Origin of the sequence: Nocardia sp. JCM 34519.1 (genome assembly GCF_020361265.1) — a bacterium.
Classification (GTDB): Bacteria; Actinomycetota; Actinomycetes; order Mycobacteriales; family Mycobacteriaceae; genus Nocardia; species Nocardia arthritidis_A.
In genome coordinates, this window is sequence record NZ_JAIRBR010000015.1 from 108807 (window position 1) to 128345 (window position 19539).

The 19539-nt window shown below is 66.9% G+C and carries 19 protein-coding genes; 11 read left to right on the forward strand and 8 right to left on the reverse strand.

Features of this window, described 5'->3' with window-relative positions:
* Window positions 1–4 precede the first annotated feature (4 nt).
* Window positions 5–1000 carry an alpha/beta hydrolase family protein gene (locus tag LGY53_RS30155; protein ID WP_225730072.1) on the reverse strand — a complete coding sequence of 332 codons (996 nt, stop codon included), beginning with the start codon at window positions 998–1000 and terminating at the stop codon, window positions 5–7.
* A 250-nt stretch (window positions 1001–1250) separates the two neighbouring features.
* Here LGY53_RS30155 and LGY53_RS30160 point away from each other — a divergent pair, with 250 nt between their 5' ends.
* Window positions 1251–2801, forward strand: coding sequence for an acyl-CoA carboxylase subunit beta (locus LGY53_RS30160; protein ID WP_225730073.1), 1551 nt, complete (start codon window positions 1251–1253; stop codon window positions 2799–2801).
* 69 nt (window positions 2802–2870) lie between these two features.
* Here the strand turns inward: LGY53_RS30160 and LGY53_RS30165 are convergent, their stop codons facing one another.
* The 5 genes from LGY53_RS30165 to LGY53_RS30185 all read right to left on the reverse strand — a co-directional run bounded on the left by LGY53_RS30165 (window position 2871) and on the right by LGY53_RS30185 (window position 8059).
* A complete protein-coding gene (locus LGY53_RS30165) occupies window positions 2871–3452 on the reverse strand; it encodes a hypothetical protein (protein ID WP_225730074.1) in 582 nt (193 codons plus the stop codon).
* Window positions 3449–4096 carry a TetR/AcrR family transcriptional regulator gene (locus LGY53_RS30170; RefSeq protein ID WP_225730075.1) on the reverse strand — a complete coding sequence of 216 codons (648 nt, stop codon included), beginning with the start codon at window positions 4094–4096 and terminating at the stop codon, window positions 3449–3451. The genes LGY53_RS30165 and LGY53_RS30170 overlap by 4 nt, the downstream gene beginning before the upstream one ends.
* Before the next feature lie 124 nt (window positions 4097–4220).
* A complete protein-coding gene (locus tag LGY53_RS30175; RefSeq protein WP_225730076.1) occupies window positions 4221–5168 on the reverse strand; it encodes a helix-turn-helix transcriptional regulator in 948 nt (315 codons plus the stop codon).
* Between the two features lie 98 nt (window positions 5169–5266).
* Entirely contained in the window at window positions 5267–6652 is a 1386-nt protein-coding gene (locus LGY53_RS30180) for a lipase family protein (RefSeq protein WP_225730077.1), read from the reverse strand.
* A 162-nt stretch (window positions 6653–6814) separates the two neighbouring features.
* Complete coding sequence (locus tag LGY53_RS30185) at window positions 6815–8059, reverse strand: lipase family protein (protein ID WP_225730078.1); 1245 nt, start codon at window positions 8057–8059, stop codon at window positions 6815–6817.
* Window positions 8060–8229: 170 nt separating this feature from the next.
* Here LGY53_RS30185 and LGY53_RS30190 point away from each other — a divergent pair, with 170 nt between their 5' ends.
* From LGY53_RS30190 to LGY53_RS30200, 3 genes are all read left to right on the forward strand, one after another.
* Window positions 8230–8823 carry a DUF2599 domain-containing protein gene (locus LGY53_RS30190; protein ID WP_225730079.1) on the forward strand — a complete coding sequence of 198 codons (594 nt, stop codon included), beginning with the start codon at window positions 8230–8232 and terminating at the stop codon, window positions 8821–8823.
* A gap of 49 nt (window positions 8824–8872) precedes the next feature.
* Complete coding sequence (locus LGY53_RS30195; protein ID WP_225730080.1) at window positions 8873–9523, forward strand: SDR family oxidoreductase; 651 nt, start codon at window positions 8873–8875, stop codon at window positions 9521–9523.
* Window positions 9524–9921: 398 nt separating this feature from the next.
* Window positions 9922–10224 carry a hypothetical protein gene (locus tag LGY53_RS30200; RefSeq protein ID WP_225730081.1) on the forward strand — a complete coding sequence of 101 codons (303 nt, stop codon included), beginning with the start codon at window positions 9922–9924 and terminating at the stop codon, window positions 10222–10224.
* A gap of 141 nt (window positions 10225–10365) precedes the next feature.
* Here the strand turns inward: LGY53_RS30200 and LGY53_RS30205 are convergent, their stop codons facing one another.
* Window positions 10366–11253 carry a helix-turn-helix transcriptional regulator gene (locus LGY53_RS30205; protein ID WP_225730082.1) on the reverse strand — a complete coding sequence of 296 codons (888 nt, stop codon included), beginning with the start codon at window positions 11251–11253 and terminating at the stop codon, window positions 10366–10368.
* Window positions 11254–11342: 89 nt separating this feature from the next.
* Entirely contained in the window at window positions 11343–11564 is a 222-nt protein-coding gene (locus LGY53_RS30210) for a DUF397 domain-containing protein (protein ID WP_167474817.1), read from the reverse strand.
* Window positions 11565–11869: 305 nt separating this feature from the next.
* Here LGY53_RS30210 and LGY53_RS30215 point away from each other — a divergent pair, with 305 nt between their 5' ends.
* From LGY53_RS30215 to LGY53_RS30245, 7 genes are all read left to right on the forward strand, one after another.
* The gene (locus LGY53_RS30215) at window positions 11870–12664 is read left to right on the forward strand and encodes an SAM-dependent methyltransferase (protein ID WP_225730083.1); all 795 of its coding nucleotides are present in this window, start codon (window positions 11870–11872) and stop codon (window positions 12662–12664) included.
* 205 nt (window positions 12665–12869) lie between these two features.
* Window positions 12870–13106, forward strand: a complete 237-nt coding sequence (locus LGY53_RS30220) for a hypothetical protein (RefSeq protein WP_225730084.1) — start codon at window positions 12870–12872, stop codon at window positions 13104–13106.
* A gap of 306 nt (window positions 13107–13412) precedes the next feature.
* Window positions 13413–13847, forward strand: a complete 435-nt coding sequence (locus LGY53_RS30225; RefSeq protein ID WP_225730170.1) for a CBS domain-containing protein — start codon at window positions 13413–13415, stop codon at window positions 13845–13847.
* 185 nt (window positions 13848–14032) lie between these two features.
* Window positions 14033–15244 carry an aminotransferase class V-fold PLP-dependent enzyme gene (locus LGY53_RS30230; RefSeq protein WP_225730085.1) on the forward strand — a complete coding sequence of 404 codons (1212 nt, stop codon included), beginning with the start codon at window positions 14033–14035 and terminating at the stop codon, window positions 15242–15244.
* Window positions 15245–15285: 41 nt separating this feature from the next.
* Entirely contained in the window at window positions 15286–16593 is a 1308-nt protein-coding gene (locus LGY53_RS30235; RefSeq protein WP_225730086.1) for a heavy-metal-associated domain-containing protein, read from the forward strand.
* Entirely contained in the window at window positions 16590–18158 is a 1569-nt protein-coding gene (locus LGY53_RS30240; protein WP_225730087.1) for a decarboxylase, read from the forward strand. The genes LGY53_RS30235 and LGY53_RS30240 overlap by 4 nt, the downstream gene beginning before the upstream one ends.
* Window positions 18155–19486, forward strand: coding sequence for a pyridoxal-phosphate dependent enzyme (locus tag LGY53_RS30245; protein ID WP_225730088.1), 1332 nt, complete (start codon window positions 18155–18157; stop codon window positions 19484–19486). The genes LGY53_RS30240 and LGY53_RS30245 overlap by 4 nt, the downstream gene beginning before the upstream one ends.
* Window positions 19487–19539: the final 53 nt, after the last annotated feature.

The window sequence follows — 19539 nt, forward strand, 5'->3', positions numbered from 1 at the left end:
CCGCTCATTCCAAGGCCGCCGCCAGCACCGGCCACGCCTTCGGCAGCTCCGCCTTGAAATCCGGCCAGGTATGCATCCCCTCCGGCAGATATTCGACGGTCGCCGGAATATCCAGTTCCGCCAGCCGCGCCGCGAACCGCTCGGTACACGCCCGTGCGCCCGCCTCCAGCGCCGCGCCGCCGCCCGCCGTCCGCAACGCGTCGGCCACCGACGGCGAATTCGCCACTTCGACCAGATCCGCGCCGGTCGGCGAGCCGGGCGCGGCGGCGAGGTAGATCGCGGTCCCGCGCAGCGCCGCCGCGCCGAGCACGCTGTCGTGCGCCGCCCATTCCGGCGAAGACACCGGCCCCCAAAGGTTTTCGACATTACCGCCGCGCGAGGCGACGGTGATGGTCGTCACCGCGTGCCCGAGTGGATCCGCGGTCGAATAGCAGCCGCTGAGCCCGGCCACCGCGCGGTATCGTCCAGGATGGCGCTGGGCGAGCATCACCGCCGCCTGCGCGCCCATCGACACCCCGGCAATCGCCCTGCGCCCGTTGGTATTCAGATACGACTCGACGATCGGCGGCAGCTCCTCGGTCAGGAACGTCTCCCATTCGTTCACGCCGAGGGCGGCGTCGCGGCGTAGCCAGTCGCTGTACATGCTGCCGGCGCCGCCGCTGGTCAGCACCACATCCACCGGTTTGTCCGCGAAGAATTCGGCGGCGCCGCCCTTGCTCAGCCAGCCCGACACCGGTTCACCGTCGACGCCGTCCAACAGGTACAGCGCCGGATGCGGCCCGGATCCCTTGCCGCGCAACACATCGACGGCGATCACCCGCCCCATCGCCGCCGACGCGATATACAGCCGCTCCCGGCCCGGTGTAACAACCTCGGTGCGCACCAACGATGTTCGGCTGATGGACGGATCGGCCACCGGCACCGGATCGGCCAGGACCGGCGCGGGCGCGAGCGCGGCGATGATCACCATCGCCGCGGTGACCGGCGCGCGCAGCTTCATAGGCCAACGACGATAGAGGCAACAACCTTGGCTGTGCAGGGATTTCGGCGTTTCTTGGCTTCGGTGACCAATGGTTGCCCGCCACACTGGATCCGGTCACAAAACCGCCTACTACCCAGAGTGCAAGAGGGATAGCTGTGAGTTATCCCATGACTTGCGCGGAACGACTGTGCCGCGCGTCTCAATCCCGATAGCATCGAGCCTCGCGCCGATCTGCGGCGCATGTTGTGAAGGGCAGCAAGCAAATCTTATGAGCGGTACGCGAGAGAAGCTGGACCACCTCCGGGATCTCCTGGAGCTCGCCGAAGAACCCGCCGGCGAAACCGGCATCGCGAAACGCAAGGCCAAAGGTATTCCGAGCGCCCGCGCGCGCGTGCGGATGCTGCTCGACAAGGGCAGTTTCGTCGAAATGGGCGCACTGATGCGCCAGCCCGGATCAGGTGGTGACGGCATGTACGGCGACGGTGTCGTCACCGGCCGCGGCCGCATCGATGGCAGACCGGTCGTGGTGATCGCGCACGATCAGACCGTGCACGGCGGTTCGGTCGGCGAGATGTTCGGCCGCAAGGTCGCCGCCGCCATGGAATTCGCCCAGGCGAACGCCTGCCCGGTGGTGGCGATCAACGATTCCGGCGGCGCCCGCATCCAGGACGCGGTCACCTCGCTGGCCTGGTACGCGCTCATGTGCCGCCGCCAGGAGGACCTGTCCGGATTCGTGCCGATGGTCGCGATCATGCTCGGCAAGTGCGCGGCCGGTTCGGTATACGGGCCGGTGAATATGGATGTGCTGGTCGCGACGAAGAAGTCGTATATGTTCGTCACCGGTCCCGAGGTCATCAAGGGTGTGACCGGCGAGGTGGTCACCGCGGAGGAACTCGGCGGTGCGGCGGCGCTGGAGCAGAACGGCACCGTGCACCATGTGGCCGACGACGAGCAGGCCGCATTCGACTGGGTCCGCGAATACCTGAGCTATCTGCCGTCCAGCTGCCTGGAACAGCCGCCGATCGTGAATCCCGGGCTGGAGCCGGAGCTCACGAAGCACGACCTGGAACTGAACCGGATCATCCCGGATTCGGACAAGGTCGGCTACGACATGCACGACATCCTGCTGCGCATCTTCGACGACGGCGCCTTCCACGAGATCTCCGCGGGCACCGCGCAAAACCTGATCACCGGATTCAGCCGCGTCGACGGGCGCAGCGTCGGCGTTGTCGCCAACCAGCCGCAGGCATTGGGTGGCGCGCTCGACGCGCTCGCCTCGGATAAGGCGACGCATTTCATCCGGCTGTGCGACGCGTTCAACCTGCCGGTGATCTTCGTCGTCGACACACCGGGCGTGCTGCCCGGCGTCGAGGAGGAGCGCAATGGCGTCATCAAGCGCGGCGGCCGTTTCTTCCGCGCGGTGATCGAGGCGACGGTGCCGATCGTCACCATCGTCACCCGCAAGGCGTACGGCGGCGGTTACGCGGTGATGGGGTGCAAGCAGCTGGGCGCGGATATCAGCCTGGCCTGGCCGACCGCGCGGATCGCGGTGATGGGCGCGGAGAGCATGGTCGGCATCGTCGGCCGCAGACAGCTGGAGAACACACCGGTCGAACAGCGGGATGCGGTGCGCCAGCAGATGATCGACTTCTACAACGCCGCGGTCGCCACCCCGTGGATCGCCGCCGAACGCGGCTACATCGACGCGGTGATCGAACCCGCGCAGACCCGGCTGGAGATCCGCAAGGCGCTGCGACTGCTGCGGGAAAAGCAGGCGCGCAAGGCGAATCCGCGCAAGCACAGCCTGATGCCGGTTTAGAACGGTTTCTCTACGAAGCCGGAATCCGTTGGTGCACAGTCACTTCCGGATTCCGGCTTATTCGTCGGCTCAGCTGTGGTTGCCCCACAACAGATCCGCGGTGATCCAATCCGTCTCCCATTGGCGCAGCCGCCTGCGGTCCAGGCTGTAGCGCAGCCCGAGATAGCATGCGACGCAGCCGATCAGCACGCCGAACACCGCGCCCGAGGTGACCAGCACGGCCTTGCTCGCGGCCCGCGAGTCGGCGGGCGGTTCCACCACATTGCCCGACCCGTTGAGCCAGATGTTCAGCGTCGCACCGGGTTTCACGATCTTCGTGGACGAATACGCCGCGGTGTGCTCGGTACCGTCCGCATCCTTCCACGCCACCTTCACCGGGGTGATCGGCGAATACAGCGGCGCCTTACCGGTTTCCAGCACCGTGGCGCTTACCTCGTGCAGGCTCGCGAATTCCGCCTGCACCGCGGCGTTTTCGGACCGGTAGACACGGCCGCCGAGCAGTACGGCCAACAGCGGCGCCGCCGCGAGGAACAGCACGAGCAGCGTGATGGCGCACGCCGCCTGCAGTCGATCCTCTCTGCGCCGCATCGGATTCCGGTCCAAGCCCGCCCACCGGCAGGTGCGACGCAAGACGCCCGTCGAGCCACTCATGATCGTGCCTCCTCGCATCGGTCTTCGGCCGCCAGCTCGGACAGGGTTTCGAAGAATCCCTCGATCAGGGCGGGCAGCGTGGTGGGATCATCGCCCGCCGCCCAGGCCTGCAGGGCGGCGACGAGCAGGGCCGCGCCGGTCGCCACTACGGCGGCCGGGCGCAGATCGACCGCCGGATCCACGGCGAGCCGTTCGGCCAGGATGCGCAGCGCCTCGGCCTCGGCGTCCAGTCGCATGCGGTGGTAGGCGGCGAACAGCGCCGGTTCGTCGGCGAAGGATTGGAACAGTTCCCAGCGCCGGACCAGTTTCGGATCGCCGGGTCCGGCGAAGGCCAGGCCGAGCCAATCGTGTACGGCGTTGCGGTAGGCGGTGAGTGGCGGTTCGTATGCGGGCCGGGCGCGCAGCGTTTCGTTGAGCAGGTGCACGTCCTGGTCGATATCGCCGAGGACGGCCGCCTCGATCGAGGAGAAATGCCGGCTGAAGGTGCGCCTGGTGACGCCCGCGCGCACGGCGATGTCCTCCACCGCCACCGCGTCGAGTCCACGCTCGGCGAATAGCTCGAAGGCCGCCCGCGCCAGGGCTTCTCGACTGCGAATTGTGCGCAGCCGCCGTCCATCCAGGTCGACTTCGTCGTCGGTCCCCATAACCGCAGTTTACCACCTATTGTCTCAGTGGGACATTACATTGCCGAGACCTGGATCACTCTTATCACAGGACAGGCCGGTATTGCGGTGAAAACGACGGGGACCGTGCGAATTACAGGTACGCCTACTCGGACCCGGACGGCTCGTCGAGCACGTCGGGATGGCGCTCGGTGAGCGCCCGGATCAGGTTCGCGGTGTATTCCGGCTGCGCCGCGTGCACCGAGAGCCGGTTCAGCACCACGCGATAGGCGTCCAGATCGCTGCGCTTGTCGAGGTAGAGCGCGCCGGTGAGCTGCTGCAGATAGACGATGTCGGGCAGATCCGCCTCGGCGAACCGCAACATGGTGAACGCGCCGTCGGCCAGCGCCGGACCGGCGACGTCATCGGCGAGCACCTGCACCGTGATGTGCGGCTGCCCGACCGCCTCCAGCAGATATTCCAGCTGGGCCCGCCAGACCGCCGAGCCGCCGACCGGGCGGCGCAGCGCGGCCTCGTCGACGACCGCCCACAGCTGCGGCGGTTTCGGCCGGGTGAGGATGTGCTGGCGGCGCATCCGCAGCGCGACCCGTCGCTCGACCGCGTCCGGCGGCTCGTGCGAGTGCGCCAGCATCAGCAGCGCGCGGGCGTAATCGGGCGTCTGCAGCAGTTCCGGCACCGCGCGCGGTTCGTAGCACCGGATGAGCTGCGCGCCCTGTTCCAGGCCCAGGTAGAGGTCGAACCATTTGGGCAGCCAGTCGTTCTCGCGATGCCACCAGCCGGAGGCGTTGCCCGCCTTGGCCATCTTCTCGAATTCGTCCCGCTCGTCGGCATCGGTGACCCCGTACAGGGTGAGCAGATCGGCCAGGTCGCGCTGCCGCAGTCCGACCCGCCCGAGCTCCAATCTGCTGATCTTGGAATGGGATCCGCGAATCGCCTCGCCCGCGGCCTCCCTGCTGATCCCGCAGCCCTCGCGCAACCGGCGTAAGCGGGCGCCGAGTACCATCCGCAGCACGGTAGGGCCGCCGTCGAGCGCCGGATCGATCGATTCGGTGAAAGGCGAGTCAACGGAATGTCGTACCTCGGAGGGCCGCATCCACCGAGTCTGCCATGCGAACATGTCCAGTTTCTATGGTCGAATGACCTTTCGGCGGAACAGAACTCGATACACCGGCAAGGCGGGTAGACGCCGCGTCAGCATTCGTCCGGCGCGGGCGCCCCCTGTAGCCGTTGGTCCAGCCAGCCGATCGCCTCCGGATAGCCGACGGCGGCGGCGATGATGTGCTCGCCGAATACGCTCCGGTACACCGCGGGCACACCGAGCGCGCACTGCTCGCGGTAGAGGTTGCGCGCGCCTTCGGCCGGAATCCAGAACTCCTGCTCGCCGTTGTAAATGTACAGCGGCACAGCGGATTTCATCCCGGCCATCTTCGTGGTCGCATAGATATCCGCGGCCAGCTCCGAATGCAGCGGGTCCGGCATATTCGCGGCGACGTCGATGGGCAGCATCAGCACGCCGGGCAGCGCGAACAGCCCGGCGCAGGTGTCCTTCATCGGCGAGGTGGCCACCCACTGCGCCAGATTGTTCATATGCGCCAGGATCTCCGGGCGCTCCCGGCCGATTCCGAATACCGCGGCCATGAACACCGCGGAGGCGAGATTGGCGTTCATACTGCGGGACAGCAGCTCGAAGTCGGCAGGCACGCCGCCGAGCGCGGCGCCGACGATGACATCCGCCAATTCCGGTGCGTAGCCGTCGATCAGCTTCACCGCGCCGTGCGTCGCGATCGCGCCGCCGGAATAGCCGGTCATCCCGAATCGGCTCGCCCCGAACTCCGCGGGCCACGTGCCGCGCATCGCGCGGATGGCGTCGAGCACAATGTGTCCGGCGACGATCGGCTCGGCGTACGCCATCCACGGACCCTCGTGATCCGGGATCAGCACCGCGTATCCGCGCAGCGCCGCCAGCTGCGTCGTCGGCGGGACGAAATCGGACAGGTTGGTCGAGCTGAACGAAAAGCCGTGTGCGAGGGTGTAACTCGGATCGCAGGCCCGGCCCAGCGCATCGATCGGCAGATTGTTCACCACGACGGGCCGGTCGCCGGGGCCCGGCCACGCGGCCGCCGGGATCACCAATGTCGCTGTGCCGTACGAGGGCCGGCCGTGCGAGTCGGTGGTGCGGAACTTCAGCAGCAACGCCTGCCGGATCGGCACCAGCAGCAGCGGCGCCGCCGACGCCGTCACATCCCTGGTGGCGAGCACGTCACCCGGCGCGGCGTCGGCCAGGTTCGCGGGCCACTCGTCGAATATCGGATCGCCCACCTCGCCGGGCAGCACCGCCTGGCGCAGCGCGGCCAGCGAGGGCGACAGGCCGCTCGCCGCGGCGACCGACCAAGGTTCTTGCGGCGCAGGCGAAATCGGCGGCGGCGGGATCACGCTGTCGATCAGGCCGGGCAGGCTCGGCAGCGAGATCTGCGGCAGCGCGAACGGCGGAACGGGGTCCGGTTCGGCCGCGGCCCGGCCGGTCACGGCGACGGACAGTAACAGCACAACGGCCGCGACGGCAGGCAAGCATCTCATGGCACACATCTTCGGGTGACGCTGTCAGTTCGCCTGGCGCCCGGAGAGCTGCGGCCTTCGACCCCCGAATGTCCCCGTCAACCGAGGCCAGAAGGTCAGGCTACGCCCGACTCGCGCGGTGCGGCACCGCGCGAGTCCGAATCGCAATGATCTCTTTTCGAATCAACCCCCGCAGTTGCTCGGGGCCGGATCGCCGCGCAAGCGCGCGTCCAGCCAGTCCAGCGCGGCCGGTATCCCGAGCACCGCGGCGGTGAGATGGTCTGGCACCGGCACGGTTTCGGCCTCGACCCGGTCGCCCGCCGCGCACCAGCGGCGGTCGGTGTTGACGATCGCGTCCACCGGGATGAGTCCGTCGATCGGCGAATGCCATTCGTACACCGGAATTTTCGGCACGCCGGGATACAGTTCGAGGCTGTTCTCCTCGACGACGGCCCGCGCGTCCGGATTGTTGATCATACTGGTGGTCTTGGCGAAGTCGACCGCGCCGTGCCCGGCGCCGGCGGCGAGTATGTCGTTGGTGCAGCCGTTGGCGATGGCCGCGCGGGCGGCCAACCCCTCGGCATTCAGTTGGTCGCTGAGCGGAAAGCGGTCCGGGTATTCACGTTCCAGGCCGAGCCCGGCGGCCAGCGCGAGCCCGAAGGCCGGATGCGCGCCGAGTCCGAGCGCCTGCAACATCTTCACCAGGTTCATCGGCACACCGCCCATGGCCGCGCCCGCGATGCGCAGTTCCGGCGCGTAGGTCGGCTGCAGCGCCGCCGCCCACGCGGTGGCCATACCGCCGCCGGAGTAGCCGGCCATGGCCACCGGACTGTCCGCCACCTGTAATTCGGCTACCTGCTTGACGGCGCGGATGCCGTCCAGGGTGATCTGCCCGCCCAATTTCGCCGCGCCGTAAGCGAAATCCGGCCCGAGGTGATCCGGCAGCGCGACCGACCAGCCGCGTGACAGCAGCACGTTCCAGCCCGGAGCCTCCCGCACGATCAGATTCGGATCACTGGTGTAAAGCACATGGGAGACAGAGCATTCCGCGCCGAGCCCGTTGATGATGTGCTGGAAGGACAGCAGCGGACCGTCCTTGCGGTGGTCGCGCGGGGTGAGCACGGTCGTCGTCGCGGCGATCGGCTTGCCGGTGGAATTGGTCGAACGGAAACGGACGACGGTGACCGTGGTGTCGGGGAAGATCGCCAGCGGCGGCATCGGGCGCACCGCGAGCACCTCCCCCGGTTTCTTGTCGGCGATATCCGGCGGCGTCGCGTAGAACGGATCCGGATCCGGCGCCGGGTAGATCGGGGCGGCCTCGGCGGCGCCCCCCGGCCCGAGCACCAGCACCAGACCCGCGCCCAGCGCGCCGACCGTACGTAGTAGTCCGGGCATTGCCCTGCGCGTCGAACGTGGGGCCTGACTCATCGACGAAAGCCTCTCGATCGGTCCAACGTTGCGAACAATCCTCGAGCACCGCCGAATCGAGCGGCAGGGACGGCCGTGATTCTTTTGAAATCTCACAAGTTTCGGCCGACCGGTCGGTTACCGGCGGGTCACATCCTCGGCCCGCGCCGGGTCGACCGTCTGGTACGCATGTGACATATCCAGCTAGGCTCGACCACACGAACAGGGAGGACACCGCACTGACCACAGCGAACCGGCATCCCGCGTCCGGCCCGAGCGGCCGCCGGACCCCGACGAGGCGCGCGCCCCGCGCGGCATTGGTCGCCGCGTCCGTCTTCGCCGCCGCGCTCACACCGATCTCCTGTGCGGGAGATCCGGGAGTCCAGCCGCCCACGGTCGATTCCCCCGCCGAATCGACGACCGGCACAACGGTTTCCACTCCCCCGGCCGCCGATCCGTACGCGGGCCGTCCACTGATCGACCACACCACGTGGACCCAGGACAGCGACGGACGCCGTTTGCGCGTCTATCCCACCATCGCGGGCCGCGAAGACACCTGGCCCGGTGCGGACGAGCGCGCCTGGCAGGAGGTGCTCGCCATGGCGCCCGACGCCGACACACCCGGCATGCGCGACCAATTCGTCTGCCACTGGGTCTGGGCGCGGATGGTCATGCCGAACAAGGAGAGTTGGAATCTCGAGCCGTGGCGGCCCGCCGTCGGCTACGAAGCCACCGTCGCGGCGCAGTGCAATCCGGGCGGCAGCCAGGACCCCGGCGACCGCTGAACCCCTTTGCGCGCCAAGGTAATCGAACCGATCGAGAAAGGAGTGCCACATGCACGTCGTCATCGCGGGCGGACACGGCAAGATCGCCCTGCTGCTCGCCGAGGTGCTGGCCGAACGCGGCCACCGGGTGGACGGCCTCATCCGCAATCCCGCGCATTCGGCCGAAATCACCGCGGCCGGAGCCACTCCCGTGCTGTTCGACCTCGAGCACAGCACCTCCGCCGAGGCGCAGGCGGTGCTGAAGGGCGCCGACGCGGTCGTCTTCGCCGCCGGCGCGGGCCCGGGCAGCGGCGCGGCCCGCAAGTACGCGGTGGACAAGGGCGGTTCGGTGCTGCTGGCCGCGGCCGCCGAGGAACTCGGCGTCCGGCGCTTCGTGCAGATCTCCACCATCAATGCGGGCCTGCCGGTCGCCCCGGGCGGCGACGAGGTGTGGGCCGCCTATCTCGATGCGAAAACCCAAGCCGAGGCGGATCTTCGGGCCCGTGATCTGGACTGGACGATCCTGCGGCCGGGGCGGCTCGTCGATACGCCGGGCGGCAATGTCCGGCTCGGCACCGAGCGGCTTCAGGGCAGTATCGCCCGCGCGGATGTTGCCGTGATCGTCGCCGACCTCCTCACCGCACCCCGAACCATCGGCGCCACCCTGGAACTCGTCGCCGGCGAAACTCCGGTTGACCAGGCGGTCGCCGAACTCCCCTGACGAAATGCGAATTATTAGCTGAATGGTCGCCCGTTATCCTGTATCGAGGGCGATTTCGTAGCGCGGCCGCACCGATGGCGAATTTCCGTGCCGCACAGGCGAAAAGATGCCAACCGGTCCCCGGTTTATATCCCATCGGGCTCGGAAACACCTATCGGCCAGCTGACCTGGCAATTGGCAAACCGCCCAGTCGGAATAGTACGTGCGCATTTCGGTGAATGCGAATCCTCGTCTGCGCGAATGCAATCGATCGTGCAGATGTACTTGCAAATGCAAGGTGCTCAGACCTAAACTCAACCGGCAGAGCCATACAGGGGACAACCAGGGGAAGCCGCGCTGGCGAACCAATGGCCTTTGTAGCCAAGGGTTTGCTGTCGCCAGACGTCAGAGGTGTTCGCATGAACCAACCACTTCCCGGCGGCCGGCTCGACTATGCCGATGCCGCACTGGCCGACCATCCAGTGAACGGTACAGATATGAGCACACCGTCGACCCGCGACCACCGGGAGCCCGCCTACGACCGGGCAGCCGCGGTCGCCTTCGTCATCGATGCCGTCGAATCCACCGGCGCGGCCACCCGCCACGACTTCGATATCGACCGCATCGTCAGCACGGCGCACGCATTCGTGGACGATTGGGATTTCCACGCCTTGCAACCCGCCACCTTCTGGCGCATCGCGTCCGGCTGCATTCGGCAGTAGTCGCCAAATCCCTACTGCCGCAGCGTCCCTTGCGGGCGCCGCGCGCATACGCGAGCCGCGCAGCAGAAATGCTGCGCGGCTCGAACACTTGACGGGCTCGAACACACGGCGCGCCCGAACGGCGGCGAACACGCCAACCGCTCAGAGCTGTTTGGCGTACTCGGCCAGAATCTCGACCGAACGGTCAGGACGCTCGGACTGCACGCTCAGCCGATCCATCACCGACAGGTACAGCGCGAGATCCTGCCTGCGATCCAAATACAGTGCGCTGGTCAGGTGTTCGAGGTAGACGATGTCCGGCAGCTCGGTCTCGGCGAACCGCAGAATGGTGAACGAGCTGCCCGCCGCGGCGTGTTCGCCCGCCGAATATGGCAGGACCTGAATCGTCACGTGAGGCAACTTGGCCAGCTCGATCAGATGCTCGAGCTGCTCCCGGTGCACACCGGGACCGCCGACGTGGCGATGCAGCGCGGCCTCGTCGATCACCGCCCACACCACCGGCGGATCGACGCGGTGCAGGATCTCCTGCCGCTTGGCACGAACCTCGACGCGCCGGTCGTTATCGGCATCCTCGTAGCCCAGCGAGACGACCGACCGTGCGTAATCGGGCGTCTGCAGCAGACCGGGAATCAGGTGGGCCTCATAGGTGCGGATTTTGCTGGCCGCCTGTTCCAAACCGAGGTAGGTCCCGAACCAGGACGGCAACAGATCGCTGTAGCGATGCCACCAGCCTGGTTCGTTCGCCTGCCTTGCGAGCTCGAGGAACGACTCGCGTTCCTCGGGCTCGGTGACCCCGTACAGGGTCAACAGGTCGCGGATATCGCGTTCTTTGAATCCGGTGCGGCCCAGTTCCAGACGGCTGATTTTCGCGTGGGAACCACGGATGGCATCACCGGCCGCTTCACGGGTTATGCCCTTACTCTCGCGGAGCTTACGCAGCTGCCCGCCAAGGGCGATACGTAGCACCGTCGGGCCACGTTCCGCGATAACTGACTGCACACGGCCTTCGTCATCCGGTTCAGCGATCATTGAGTTCGTCTCCGATACTCTGGGGTTGCCCACAGTGTGTCACAACCACCTGTCGCGAAACACACCGCACCGATCGCTTATGTTACCGCTCAGCTAGTCAGGTCGTCGAACTCTCCAGCCTTCGCGCCGCGAACAAATGCATCGATTTCCGGACGGGTGTAGAACAGCACGCCGGCTTCGGGCTCGCGCGAGTTGCGCACGGCCACCAGGCCATTGGTCGCCTCGGCGACCTCTACACAGTTACCACTCGGATTGCTGAACGTGCTCTTACGCCACGTTCCCAGGACTTCGTTCGCCGTTTTGTCCGACATTTCCCACTCCTCGGTTTCGCCATGTGGCAGACCAGTTCTTGAAGGGGTCGGTTTTGCAGATGCACACTCAAATGTTCTTGCATTTGCACCGACAGATGGACGATAGCATGAACGCGCGGCACATGGGGCAGATAATTCAGACCCGTTGGTACGAAGCGGGATTCGGTCCAGGACAGCATCGAAAATCCGAGGTCGAGTCCGGAATCCGCCACCCGGCCCCGACCCGAACCTTGTAGTGTCACACCGCAGATCGGCCGCACCGGCCTCGCGCGACCGGCCAACCGCACTCGCCAAGGAGCCGTCCGATGCGCGACGACGACAGACCCCTCATCCGGACGGACATCCCGCATTCCGCGCGCATCTGGAACTACTGGATGGGCGGTAAGGACTATTACGAAATCGACCAGATCGCCGGCGATGTCGCCGCGGGCATCTACCCCGATATCCGCACCACCGCCGTCCATTCCAGGAAGTTCCTGATCCGGGTGGTGCACCACCTCGCGGCCGAGGCGGGTATCCGGCAGTTCCTCGATATCGGCACCGGCCTGCCGGTCGGACGTAATACGCACGAGGTCGCACAGGCCGTCGCGCCGGAATCCAAGATCGTCTACGTGGATAACGATCCGCTCGTCCTCGCCCATGCGCGGGCGCTGGCACACGGCGGCCCCGCGGGCGCGATCACCTTCGCCGACACGGATTTCCATATGCCGGAACAGATCATCGCCGATGCGCGTAGCACCCTTGATTTCAACCAACCGGTCGGAATTCTGCTGCTCGGCGTGCTCGGCCACGCCAACAGTTACGGCGACGCGCTGCGCGTCGTTCATACCGTGCTGGACGCGGTCCAGTCCGGGAGTTACCTCGCGCTATGGGACGGCACCACCGATAACGAAACGTACGTAATGATGTGCGACCGCTACGCCGAAACCGGCGGCGTCCCCTATATCCCGCGCGAGCGCGCCGAGATCCGCGCCGCATTCGACGGACTGGAACTCGCCGAACCGGGATTCGTGCCGATCGATCAATGGCGTGCCGAGTCCGCGCGGGCCGATGCGATTCGGCCATTGGCGGCATTCGGCGCGATTGCTCGCAAACCGTAGGGTCTATTTTCAAAAATGAAGCGACACAGTGTCGCTCGATGACTGAATGGTTGCCCGTCCAATTACATACCTGTTGGTCGTTCGTGCAAATGTACTTGCATCTGTAAGCGACAAACGCCTAAACTCGGAATCGAAATCAGGGGCGATGCAAAGGGAGTTCGAGCCGACATCGCACCCCAGGGCAGGTACCAGCGAGGGCGGTCGGATGAGCCAAGCATTTCGAACTCCCAGTCGGTCCGTCATCATCGACGGCACCGGCGCCGACCCTGTGCGCCTGCGCGCGGTGCCTGATTTACCCGTTTCGGACTGCGCCAGCGAACCTCCGGTACTCACTTACCGGCAGGCTCGCGAGATTCTGCGCACCCATGAAGTACACGGTCCGCAATGCAGGCAATGGCTCGCCGCCGCCGCGTACCTGTCGGCCGGTTTGGACGACGAATAGTCGGTCACGATCGGGTCACTCCGATAAAACGCAGGCACACAACGGATCTCGTGGAGAGTAACCCATCGGGTCGCAATTTCGTATAGCGCCGCGCACAATTCGGGTTCGTTTCCGTTACACCGGGCGTGTCATAGATGTGAAATGCCTTTTGCTGGGCCGGATCCACCGAGTCCCCTAGACGGCGTCCGCCCCATTTCCGGTGGTGATCGCGGCGGTCGACCAGCCCGTAACGGATTCGTGCTGGTCACGCCCGGGTGAACTTTGCGATCCTGAATCTGCCGGGGGCCGTGCGGATTGGTGATGAATATGCGAATCGCGGAGATCTTACGGAGAAAAGGCAGCGCCGTCGCGACGGTCACGCCCGAGACAACGGTACAGAGCCTGCTCGGCAAGCTCGCCGAGCACAATATCGGCGCGGTGGTGGTCTCACCGGACGGCAGCCGGATCGCCGGCATCGTCTCGGAGCGCGATGTGGTGCGCAACCTCCATCGGCGCGGTGCGGCACTACTCGATCGGCCGGTCGCCGAGATCATGACGGCCGCCGTGCACACCTGCGATCCCGACGACCGCGTCGACGGGCTGCGCAACATCATGACCGAGCATCGAATCCGGCATCTGCCGGTGGTGCGGGACAACCGGCTGGTCGGCATCGTCAGCATCGGCGACGTGGTGAAGAGCGCCATCTCCGAGCTGACCTTCGAGCGCCAGCACCTGGTCGAATACGTCCAGGGCCAGTACTGAACGGTGTTCGCCCGCGCCGCCCCCGCCGATCCCCGCGGGACGCGCGAAAGATGTTGCGGGCGTGAAATGTTCGAACGTCAAACGGAATGTGCGTATCGTTGGTGAGGTCCAGCGCATCCTCTGAGGGGAGCGTTACCTTGCGGTCTTGTGCGGTCACCCGGCCACCGGCGCCCTCGGTTTCGGCGATGCGTGCCCTGTTCCCCGCGCTCGCCGAGGGCACCGAGGTATATCTCGACAGCGCCGCCACCACCCAGAAACCGCTGCCGGTCATCGAGGCCGTGCGGCAATACCACGGCTCACGCACGGCCAATGCCGGGCGCGGCACCTATCCGTGGGCCACCGCGCTCACCGAGCGCATCGCCGGAATCCGGGCGCACACCGCACGATTCGTCGGCGCCGCCCACTCCGACGAGATCGTCTTCACCGGCGGCGCCACCGCGGCGCTCAATGCCGTCGCACTCTCCTGGGGGCTGGCGAATCTCGCCGAAGGCGACGAAATCCTCTACAGCCCAACCGATCACGCGTCGAACGTGCATCCGTGGCTGTATCTGCGCACGCTGCTCGGCCGGTTCGGGCGGCGGATCACGCTGGTGCCCTACCGGGTCGACGGCCTCGGCGAGGCCGATACCGCCGATATCCTCGCCAAGGTAACGCCCCGTACCCGGCTCATCACGGTCAGCCATCTGCATCATGTCTTCGGCGGGCTCAGCACCCTGGAAGAGCTGCGTGGAAGGCTCGACCCCGAGGTGCTGCTCTGCTTCGACTGTAGTCAGAGCGGCGGTCATCTTCCGGTGGACGTCATCGAATTACGGGCCGATTTCGCGGTTTTCGCGGCGCACAAGATGTTCGGCGCGCCCGGCACCGGCGTGCTCTACTGCCACCGGCGGGTCCACGACCGGCTGGACCCGTTCCTGCCCGGCGGGAATTCCGGTGTGGTCGTTGCCGATTCGGGGCTGATCCCGTCGGGCATGCCCGGACTGCTCGAGGGCGGCACCCAGAACATACCCGGCATCCTCGCCCTCGGTGCGGCGCTGGACGTACTCGACGAGTTCGGTTTGGCCGAAATCGCCCGGCACAACCGGGATCTCACGCTCGCACTCATCGAGGGGCTGCGCCCGATACCGGGCCTGGAGTTCCTGCCCGGGCCCGGATACGCGTCCTGCGCCACCGGCTACGGCATCGTGTCGTTCACCCTCGACGGCATCTCCGCGACCGATCTCGGTTTCGTCCTCGGCGAATTCGGCTTCCTGGTGCGCACCGGAGCCCAGTGCCTGCCGCACCGGCCGCACGAACCCGGTATCGATGCGGTGCGGGTCAGCACGCATATCTACAACACATCCGACGAGATCGATCGTTTCGTCGCGTGCGTTTCCACGATCGCGCAGGAGGTCCAGTGAATACAGCATCGCGCAGCGATCCCGGGAGGGGCGGTGGTCGGGTGACGGGTGGGCCAGCATCGCGCAATGATTCGGGGAAGGGTGGCGGGCGACTGGACGCCCCACCGCGTTACGACCGGCGTGCCGCGTCCCGGGTGCTGGCCGGACTCGCCGAACCGGGACTCTTCGCGACGCCGCTCGTGGCGGGTGGCCAGCGGCGGATCGAATATACAAGCGCCGCACTGCATTCCGAGCCGAACAGCCACCTCACCCTCTCCCAGCGGCTGTACCTGGAACGCTTCATGCGGCCGTGCCGCCCCGATCAGATCACCAGCGCCACCCACCGGATCACCTGGACCGACAGCGACGGTGTGCCCAACACCGGCCACTACCGCGCCGACGGCCTCGGCCCGCTGGTGCCGATCGCCACGCGCGAGACCGTGCTGGTGCTCTGGCACGCCATCACCGCCAATACCGCCCTGTCGGAACGTATTTCCGCACTCGGACCGCGCGAGCACGCGGTGCTCGACGGCACGACCACCGATCACGACCCGCTGGAGATCTTCCGCGTCGGCATCGAGGCCACCGGCCGCGCACTGGCCCAGCACGCCCTGCTGGCCAGGCAGACGCCGTACCGGTCCGCGGTCGAATTCGGCAGGGGCATGCAGGAATCCGGCATCTTTGCCGCCGTCGCCACCCGCTGGTACTGGGAGTTGCAGGCCTCCACCTACCGGCGCGGGATGATCCCGGTGCGGCTCGCCGCGCAGCCCGACGGCACCGTGCGCTACACCGCAGAAACCGTCGCGACGCTGCGGGCCATGAAGGACAACACGATCGAGGACGCGCACAACGTCATGCGCCGCGCGCTCAAGTCCGAAAAGCTCAGCGTCGCCGAGGCGATCGCCAAGTACCACGACGAATTGGATCTGATCTCCCGCCAATACGCGCTGCTGCCCCCCGGCACCCGTCCCGCCTGCCTGGCCGCCATGCCGCACCATCTCGGCGGCAGGCACTACAGCATCCTGCCCGTGGTGGTCGATGTCTTCGTTCCGCTGTTCAGCGAGATCGCGGAAAAATGCGAAATCACGCAGATACGAACAGATCTCGACGCACTGCCGGACGATGCGGCGACCGCCGAGGACCGGGTGTTCTACGTACCGGACATGAACTGTAAACATTGCGTGCGCACCATCAGCGGCGTGCTGGAGTCCATGGGCATCCGGGTGGCCGAGATCGATCTGCTCAGCAAGCGGGTGGTCGCCGAATTCCGCAGCCCGCGCAACCGCGCACGGGCCTTCGAGGCCATCCGTGACGGCGGCTACAACCCGGTCGCCGAAAAGCCGCATCAGCAAACGGAAACCGCGGTATGACGGCACCGCTACCCGCCCTACCCGCGAAGATCCATCCGCTGGTGCGGGCGTTCCTCGATACCAGGGGCGCCGTCGAGGAGACCCTCATCCGCTTCGGCTCACCGGTGCATCTGATCTTCCCGCAGGTGTACGCCGAGAACCTCAAACAACTGCGCACGGTCCTGGACCGGCACCTGCCGCGCCACCGAATCTGCTACGCGCACAAGGTGAATCAGGCCAGATCCTTCGTCCGCACCGCCGAGCACGCCGGTATCGCCATCGATGTGGCCTCGCCGCAGGAGCTGGCCAGCGCGGTCGGCGCCGGATTCGGCCCGATGCGCATCGAGGTGACCGGACCCAAGGGCGAATCGTTCCTGCGGGATCTGGTCGACTGCGGCGCGACCATCAACGTGGACAATCTGTGGGAGCTGCGCCGGATCACCGAGTTGGCCGGCGACCGTGCGAAAGTGCCGGTGCTGCTTCGGGTTTCCGGATTCCCGGAGGCGCAGGTGAGCCGGTTCGGCGTGCCGGTCGCGCATCTGGATCGCGCATTCGATCTGCTTTCGGCACATCGCCGCCGAATCAACTTCCTCGGCTTCGCCTTTCATATCGATTCCGGTGAGCAGGCCGAGCGGATCCGCGCGCTGGAGATCTGCCTGGACCTGGTCGAGGAGGCGTACGGGCACGGGTTGACGCCATCGGTGCTCGATATCGGCGGCGGGCTACGCCAGGTGTTCACCGCCGACGGCGCCCGCTTCGACGGCTACGTGCACGCGCTGCGCGAATCGCTGCTGGGCCGCGGCGAGCGAATGAGCTGGGGCGACAACACCTTCGGCTATCACATCGACGGCGGCGTCGTGCGCGGCACGCCGGTGTTCCACAAGTACGCCAATACCGTCCCGGCCAACCGGATGCTGGAGGAGTTGCTCACCGCGCCGTTGGAGCGGCACGGGGGACGCACCGTCGCCCAGGTGGCCGCGGACAACATGCTGGAGGTCTGGCTGGAGCCGGGCAAGTCGCTGGTCGATCATGCCGGGCTGACGGTGGCGCGGGTGGAGTGCACCAAGGAGCTCCCCGACGGCAGCGTGCTCGTCAACGTCGACCTCAGCCGGGATGCGGTGACCCCGGCCGATCAGGAGGTGATGGTGGATCCGCTGGTGCTGACCCGCGGCGCGCATGTGCCGGTGGTCGCGGGCCGCGACGGCGTTCGGCCCGCACAGGCGGGCGACACCTACCCCGCCCTGCGCCCGGTACCCGAAACCCGTTCCGTCGGTGTGTATTTCGCGGGCCGCCTGTGCCTGGAGCGCGACCTCATCACCAATCACAAGGTCTGGCTGCCGGAATGCCCGAGTCCCGGCGATGTGGTGGTGTTCCCGAATACCGCCGCCTACCACATGGATTTGTCGGCGGCGACCGCGTCCATGCATCCGGTCCCGCTGAAACTCGCTGTCGCGCACCGTGCGGGCAGCTTCCAGGTATACCGCGATTACGATTACGAGCCGCTGATTCCGGTCGGCGTCCCGCCACCGCGCCGGCTGCCACCGCGGCGCCCGCCGCTGCCCCGCCGACCCACCGAGGCACCGTGACGCGCTACGACGACATCACCGACCTGATCGGCAACACTCCCCTGCTGCACCTGGATCCGGGCGTGCATCAGCTCGACGGCGTGCGGCTCTACGCGAAACTGGAGTCGCACAACCCCTTCGGCTCGGTCAAGGACCGGGTGGCCTGGGGGATGATCCGCGACGAGGTCGAGGCGATCCGGGCCTGCGGACAAACGCTGATCGAGGCGTCCAGCGGCAATACCGCCAAGGCGCTGCGCATCCTCGGCGCCGTGCACGGGATCCGGTTGCGCGCGGTGACCAACCGGATCAAGGTGGCCGAGGTACGCGATCTGTTACAGCTGTTCGGCACCGAAATCGTCGAACTGCCAGGGCTTTCCGAATGTCCCGACCCGACGACACCCAACGACGTGTATTCGGTGATCGAGGCGACGATGGCGAAAGAGCCGGGCGCGTACCATCATCCGTCGCAGTACACCAACGAGAAGAATGTCGAGGCGCACTATCACGGCACCGGCCGCGAGATTCACGATGATCTGTCCGCCGACGGCATCACCAGGGTCGACTATCTGATCGGCGGTCTGGGCACCACCGGGTCCACCCGCGGCGCCGCCACCTACCTGCGCAAGCACAATCCCGAATTGCGCACCGTCGCGGTGGTTTCCGAGCGGGCCGACTTCATACCCGGCATCCGGACGGAGAACGAGATGTGGGAGGTCGGGCTCTTCCAGCCCGATTTCTACGACCGGATCGTCACGGTGGAGGCGGGCCGCGCCATCGACGCGACGCTCGCGCTCGCCACCGGCTACGGCGTCCTGGCCGGGCCCACCAGCGGCGCCAGCTACGCCGCCGCATTGGATTACCTTGGCGCACTGGATCTTTCGGGACGCCCCGCCGACGATCCGGTGGTCGCGGTGTTCATCGTGTGCGACCGGCTGGAACCGTACCTGTCCTATATCAAGAAGCGCAGGCCGGAACTGTTCGGCCGGGCCGACCGCCGCGCGGTGCCCACCACCGCGGAACTGGCCGCGACACCGGCGCTTTCGCCCGTCGAACTGGCCGAGCTGGACCGCATCGGCAGGCCGACGATCGTGGACACCCGCGGCGCCATGGCCTACCGGATCGCACATGTGCCCGGCGCGGTGAACATCCGCGACGATCAGCTCGACGAAATGTTCGTCCAGGGCATCCCGTTCCCGAAATCGCGGCCGGTGGTCTTCGTCTGCCCGGTGGGCGAGGTCTCGACGCGTTACGCCGCACTCGCCCGGCGGGCGGGCTACGACGCGGCGAGCCTGTCCGGCGGCGTCGTCGCCTGGCGCGACGCCGGTTTGCCGATGGAGAGCGGGACATGAGCGAGCCGGTACGGGAAATGCCATTCCGCGCGTGTCCCGGCCACGGCTCGCGC

Bases quoted from the DNA above. Each gene is read 5' to 3' on its own strand.
- LGY53_RS30165 (WP_225730074.1), bottom strand. From the start codon at position 3,452: ATGAGTGGCTCGACGGGCGTCTTGCGTCGCACCTGCCGGTGGGCGGGC.
- LGY53_RS30220 (WP_225730084.1), top strand. From the start codon at position 12,870: ATGAGCCAAGCATTTCGAACTCCCAGTCGGTCCGTCATCATCGACGGC.
- LGY53_RS30240 (WP_225730087.1), top strand. From the start codon at position 16,590: ATGACGGCACCGCTACCCGCCCTACCCGCGAAGATCCATCCGCTGGTG.
- LGY53_RS30230 (WP_225730085.1), top strand. From the start codon at position 14,033: ATGCGTGCCCTGTTCCCCGCGCTCGCCGAGGGCACCGAGGTATATCTC.
- LGY53_RS30180 (WP_225730077.1), bottom strand. From the start codon at position 6,652: ATGAGATGCTTGCCTGCCGTCGCGGCCGTTGTGCTGTTACTGTCCGTC.
- LGY53_RS30205 (WP_225730082.1), bottom strand. From the start codon at position 11,253: ATGATCGCTGAACCGGATGACGAAGGCCGTGTGCAGTCAGTTATCGCG.
- LGY53_RS30215 (WP_225730083.1), top strand. From the start codon at position 11,870: ATGCGCGACGACGACAGACCCCTCATCCGGACGGACATCCCGCATTCC.
- LGY53_RS30210 (WP_167474817.1), bottom strand. From the start codon at position 11,564: ATGTCGGACAAAACGGCGAACGAAGTCCTGGGAACGTGGCGTAAGAGC.
- LGY53_RS30155 (WP_225730072.1), bottom strand. From the start codon at position 1,000: ATGAAGCTGCGCGCGCCGGTCACCGCGGCGATGGTGATCATCGCCGCG.
- LGY53_RS30175 (WP_225730076.1), bottom strand. From the start codon at position 5,168: ATGCGGCCCTCCGAGGTACGACATTCCGTTGACTCGCCTTTCACCGAA.
- LGY53_RS30170 (WP_225730075.1), bottom strand. From the start codon at position 4,096: ATGGGGACCGACGACGAAGTCGACCTGGATGGACGGCGGCTGCGCACA.
- LGY53_RS30200 (WP_225730081.1), top strand. From the start codon at position 9,922: ATGAACCAACCACTTCCCGGCGGCCGGCTCGACTATGCCGATGCCGCA.
- LGY53_RS30225 (WP_225730170.1), top strand. From the start codon at position 13,413: ATGCGAATCGCGGAGATCTTACGGAGAAAAGGCAGCGCCGTCGCGACG.
- LGY53_RS30160 (WP_225730073.1), top strand. From the start codon at position 1,251: ATGAGCGGTACGCGAGAGAAGCTGGACCACCTCCGGGATCTCCTGGAG.
- LGY53_RS30185 (WP_225730078.1), bottom strand. From the start codon at position 8,059: ATGAGTCAGGCCCCACGTTCGACGCGCAGGGCAATGCCCGGACTACTA.
- LGY53_RS30195 (WP_225730080.1), top strand. From the start codon at position 8,873: ATGCACGTCGTCATCGCGGGCGGACACGGCAAGATCGCCCTGCTGCTC.